Origin of the sequence: Reyranella sp. (assembly GCF_004296935.1) — a bacterium.
In the GTDB taxonomy this organism is placed as follows: domain Bacteria; phylum Pseudomonadota; class Alphaproteobacteria; order Reyranellales; family Reyranellaceae; genus Reyranella.
On record NZ_SCVH01000051.1, the window covers coordinates 1 to 4,539 of the forward strand.

Annotated in this window: 6 protein-coding genes and 1 pseudogene; all 7 read left to right on the plus strand. The window is 67.9% G+C overall.

Annotated elements, in window-relative coordinates; all coding sequences use genetic code 11:
• A partial coding sequence (locus tag EPO55_RS06710; RefSeq protein ID WP_296335796.1) for a RibD family protein occupies nucleotides 1-427 on the plus strand: 427 nt, incomplete at its 5' end.
• 8 nt (nucleotides 428-435) lie between these two features.
• Nucleotides 436-1,038: a riboflavin synthase gene (locus EPO55_RS06715; protein WP_296335798.1), complete on the plus strand. Its 603-nt coding sequence runs from the start codon at nucleotides 436-438 to the stop codon at nucleotides 1,036-1,038.
• Nucleotides 1,035-2,192 carry a 3,4-dihydroxy-2-butanone-4-phosphate synthase gene (gene ribB, locus EPO55_RS06720; protein ID WP_296335799.1) on the plus strand — a complete coding sequence of 386 codons (1,158 nt, stop codon included), beginning with the start codon at nucleotides 1,035-1,037 and terminating at the stop codon, nucleotides 2,190-2,192. Before EPO55_RS06715 ends, ribB begins: the two co-directional genes overlap by 4 nt.
• A gap of 10 nt (nucleotides 2,193-2,202) precedes the next feature.
• Nucleotides 2,203-2,691: a 6,7-dimethyl-8-ribityllumazine synthase gene (locus EPO55_RS06725; RefSeq protein WP_296335800.1), complete on the plus strand. Its 489-nt coding sequence runs from the start codon at nucleotides 2,203-2,205 to the stop codon at nucleotides 2,689-2,691.
• Entirely contained in the window at nucleotides 2,688-3,155 is a 468-nt protein-coding gene (nusB, locus tag EPO55_RS06730; RefSeq protein ID WP_296335801.1) for a transcription antitermination factor NusB, read from the plus strand. The genes EPO55_RS06725 and nusB overlap by 4 nt, the downstream gene beginning before the upstream one ends.
• 7 nt (nucleotides 3,156-3,162) lie before the next feature.
• Nucleotides 3,163-4,149, plus strand: coding sequence for a thiamine-phosphate kinase (gene thiL, locus EPO55_RS06735; RefSeq protein ID WP_296335802.1), 987 nt, complete (start codon nucleotides 3,163-3,165; stop codon nucleotides 4,147-4,149).
• 103 nt (nucleotides 4,150-4,252) lie between these two features.
• Nucleotides 4,253-4,539 (plus strand): annotated as a pseudogene (locus EPO55_RS06740) (hypothetical protein); the annotation flags it as partial.

Consider the following 4,539-nt stretch of genomic DNA (forward strand, 5'->3'; position numbering starts at 1 on the left):
GGGCGCCCGGATGTCGGCCACGTCGAAACTCGCCTCAACGGCGCGCACCAGGCCGGTGCTCTTGGTTCACGCCGGCGCCCCGGCCGCGCGGGTCGAACTGTTGCGCCACAAGGGAATCAACGTCATTGAAGCACCGGCGCGGGGCGAGGGACGGGTCGACGTCGTAGCCGCCGCGAAGGCGCTGGGTGGGTTGGGCTACTCGAGCGTGCTGATCGAAGGCGGCGGCCAGATCGCCGCGGCCTTCCTGAGAGCCGGCCTCGTCGACCGGATCAGCAGCTACCGTGCGGGCATCGTTCTGGGTGAGGACAGCCGCTCTGCGGTCGGGCCTCTGGCGCTCGGGCGCCTCGATTTCGCGCCCCGGTTCAGGCTGGTTTCCAATCGGACCGTGGGCACGGACACGCTGGAAACCTGGCACAGGCGGACCTAAGTAGAACCATGTTCACGGGCATCGTCACGGATATCGGCGAGATCGTCACGGTGGCACCCGGCGGCCAGGCGGGTGATCGCCGGTTTGTGGTGCGCACCAGGCACGACATGAAGTCGGTCGCGATCGGCGCTTCGATTGCCTGTTCCGGCTGTTGCCTCACAGTGGTCGAGAAGGGCGGCGACTGGTTCGCCGTGGAAGTTTCTGGCGAGAGCCTGGCCAAGACCCATCTCGGCGAGTGGGCGGTCGGTAGCCGGATCAACCTGGAACTGTCCCTGAAGCTCGGCGACGAACTGGGTGGGCATCTCGTCTACGGCCACGTCGACGGCGTCGGCAAGGTGGCGTCCATGACGCCAGAAGGCGGCAGCGTGCGCTTCGTGTTCGAGGTGCCGGGCGAGCTCGCCCGCTTCGTCGCGGCCAAGGGCTCGGTCGCCATCGACGGCATTTCCCTCACGGTCAATGAAGTCGCCGACAACCGCTTCGGCGTGAACGTGATTTCCCATACCCAGGCTGTTACGACCCTGGGACAGGCCAAAGTCGGCCAGCGGGTCAACCTTGAGGTCGATATGCTCGCGCGTTACGTTGCGCGATTGTTGGAGCACGGAAAATCATGAGCGCGCTCGAAAAGGACGCCTGGCGGATCACCTTCGGCGAAGTGAAGGCCGCCGCCGAGGACATCATCGAGGAAGCCCGCAAGGGCCGGATGTTCATCCTTGTCGACGACGAGGACCGCGAGAACGAAGGCGACATCGTGATCCCGGCGCAATGGGCGACGCCCGAGGTCATCAACTTCATGGCCAAGCATGCGCGCGGCCTGATCTGCCTGGCGCTGACCCGGGACCGGGTCGAGCAGCTCGGACTGGCGCTGATGGCGCAGAACAACGGCACGCGGCACCAGACCGCCTTCACCGTCTCGATCGAGGCCCGCGAGGGCGTGACCACCGGCATTTCGGCCGCCGACCGGGCGCGCACCGTGGCGGTGGCGATCGACCCGTCGTGCGGCCCCAAGGACATCGTGACGCCGGGCCACGTCTTCCCGCTGGTCGCGCGCGACGGCGGCACGCTCGAGCGCACCGGCCACACCGAGGCCGCAGTCGACCTGGCGCGGCTGGCCGGCCTCACGCCGGCCGGCGTCGTCTGCGAGATCATGAACGACGACGGCACGATGGCGCGCCGCAACGATCTCATCACCTTCGCCCAGCGGCATGGCCTCAAGATCGGCACCATCGCCGACCTGATCGCCTACCGCCGCCGCTATGACTCGATCGTGAAGCGCATCAGCGAGACCGCTCTCGACAGCACCTACGGCGGCGATTTCCGCTGCGTGGTGTACGTGAACAAGGTGACGATGGCGCAGCATGTGGCGCTGGTGAAGGGCGATCCTGCGACGGGTGGCCCGGTCATGGTGCGCATGCATGCCGTCAATCTCTTCACCGACACTTTGGGCCAGCGCAGCGGCGGCCGTGGCGGCGAGATCGAAGCTTCCATGCGCGAGATCTCCAAGGAAGGCCGTGGCGTCATCGTGCTGATCCGCGAGCCGCTCACCGTCGTGCTGGCAGAGCAGCGCCGCCGCGCCGGCGAGCCGATCGAGCCGGCCGGACAGGAATTGCGCGACTATGGTGTCGGCGCCCAGATCCTGATCGATCTCGGCGTCAAGGAGATGGTGCTGCTGACCAACAGCAAGAAGAGCGTGGTCGGCCTCGAAGGCTTCGGCCTCAAGATTACCGGCCAGAAGCCCGTTCCCGGCCGCCCGTCTCAGAAATCGTAGTGCCCTGAACATGTCGACACGGACGGAAACCCCGACGGCCCGACCGGCGGTCGACGGCGTCAAGGGCGCGCGAATCCTGATCGTCGAGTCGCGCTACTACGTCGAGATCGCCGACGCGCTGATCGCCGGCGCCGAGCGCGAGATCAAGAAGAACGGCGCCACTTCGGAGCGTGTTGTGGTGCCCGGTGCCTTCGAGATTCCCGGCGCCATTGCACTGGCGGCCGCCAAGGAAAAAGAGCGCTACGATGGTTTCGTGGCGCTGGGCTGCGTCATCCGCGGCGAGACCACGCACTATGACTACGTCTGTGGCGAGAGCGCACGGGGTCTGATGGATCTCACCGTGCGCGAGCGACTGGCGATCGGCTACGGCATCGTCACGGTCAACAATGCCGACCAGGCTTGGGCGCGCGCCGCCATCGACCGCGGCGACAAGGGCGGCGACGCCGCCCATGCCTGCCTTGCCATGGTGGCGCTCGGCCGCCGCTGGCGGAAGACGTGAGCGACCGCCCGTCGCCCAGTCGCCGGCAGGCGGCACGTCTGGCAGCGGTGCAGGCGCTGTACCAGTGGCAGGAGGGTCAGCACGGGCCGGCCGAGATCATCGAGCAGTTTCTCGGTGTGCGCACCGGCGAGGCGGGTGAGGGCGGGATGCGCCGCGACGCCGACCGGCCGTTGTTCAAGGACGTGGTCGAAGGCGCTGCCCAGCACAAGGAAGAACTCGAGCAGATCGTTTCATCGGCGCTCGCCGAGGACTGGACCTGGGCGCGCATCGACCGCCTGGTGCGGGCGATCCTGCTTGCCGGGGCCTATGAACTGGTTCACCGGCGCGACGTGCCGCCGCGCGTGGTGATCAACGAATATGTCGAGATCGCGCACGCCTTCTACGACCAGGGCGAGCCCAGCTTCATCAATTCAGTGCTCGACCGCGTGGCGCGCCAGGTGCGACCGGCCGAACTCGTGAAGTGAGCAGACGGTGGCGTCCCGCCGTCGGGTCGGTGAGTTCGAACTGATTGCGCGCTATTTCGCGCCGCTTGCCAGGAGTTTCGCCGGCGCCGGTGGCCTTGAAAGCGACAATGCCTTCCTCCCGGCCGATGCGCGGCACGACATCGCGGTGAAGACCGATACGATCGTGTCGGGCGTTCATTTCCTCGGTGACGAAGCTCCGCGGCGCGTGGCGGCCAAGGCGCTTCGGGTGTGTCTGTCGGATCTGGCCGCCGGCGGCGCCGCGCCGCTCGCCTATCAACTATCGCTCGCACTTCCACACGGATGGCAGGAGCGCTGGGTCGCAGCTTTTGCACGGGGATTGTCGGCCGATCAGCGCCGCTACGGCATCGTGCTCTGCGGTGGCGACACCGTCGTGACGCCAGGTCCGCTCACCGTCACCATCACCGCCTTCGGCACGGTGCCGAGGGGCAGGGGACTGGGACGCGCCGGCGCCCGGGCCGGCGACGAGCTTTGGGCGAGCGGAACGATCGGCGACGGAGCGCTCGGCTTGCTGGCCGCGCGCGGCCGGCTGAAGGGATTGGGCGCAGGCGATCGCACGGCGCTGGAGGCGCGCTACCGCCTGCCGCGGCCGCGTATAGCGCTGGGCCGCTGTCTCATCGGCGTCGCGCACGCGGCCGCCGACGTTTCCGACGGCTTGCTGGCCGACGCCGGCCATATCGCCGCGGCGTCGCGACTTGCCGTGCACATCGAACGCGACCGGCTGCCACTGTCGGCCGCCGCGCGGCGCGCGCTGAGCCTCGATCCGGCGTTGTGGGCGAACGTGCTGGGCGGGGGCGACGATTATGAACTCGTGATCGCCGTGCCGCCGCGAAGGCGGGCGGCGCTGCTGGCGGTCGCACGCCTTGCCGGCGTGCGGGTGACGCCGATCGGCCGCTTCGAGCGCGGTGCCGGCGTGTGGCTGACGGCCGACGGCAAGGCGACGAAAGTGCCGCGCGCCGGCTACGTTCACTTCTGACGAAGACGCCACCGCGCATTTCATAGCTGGACTGCAGTCGGCGCGCAGCGCTCACGGCTATTTGCTTGGGACGCCAGGGGCGCAGGACTAGAGTGCGCGCCCAATGGATGGTTCGATCAAGGGACTGGAAACGCCCGCTGCGCCGACCCGCATTCCGCCGCGGTCGCTGCGCAACATCGCGCTGCTGGCGATGTGCCAGGCGCTGACCCAGAGCAGCAACACACTGATGTTTGCGTCCTCGGCGCTGGCGGTGCTCACCATCGTTTCGCCCGACATGCGCATGTGGGCGAACCTGCCGATCACCATGCAGCACCTCGGTGTCATGTTGACGGTGTTCCCGGCTTCGATGCTGATGATGCGCCGTGGCCGCAAGTTCGGTTTTCGTACCGG

Coding starts and splice junctions, on each gene's coding strand:
- EPO55_RS06725 (WP_296335800.1), top strand. CDS start 2,203: ATGTCGACACGGACGGAAACCCCGACGGCCCGACCGGCGGTCGACGGC.
- EPO55_RS06715 (WP_296335798.1), top strand. CDS start 436: ATGTTCACGGGCATCGTCACGGATATCGGCGAGATCGTCACGGTGGCA.
- ribB (WP_296335799.1), top strand. CDS start 1,035: ATGAGCGCGCTCGAAAAGGACGCCTGGCGGATCACCTTCGGCGAAGTG.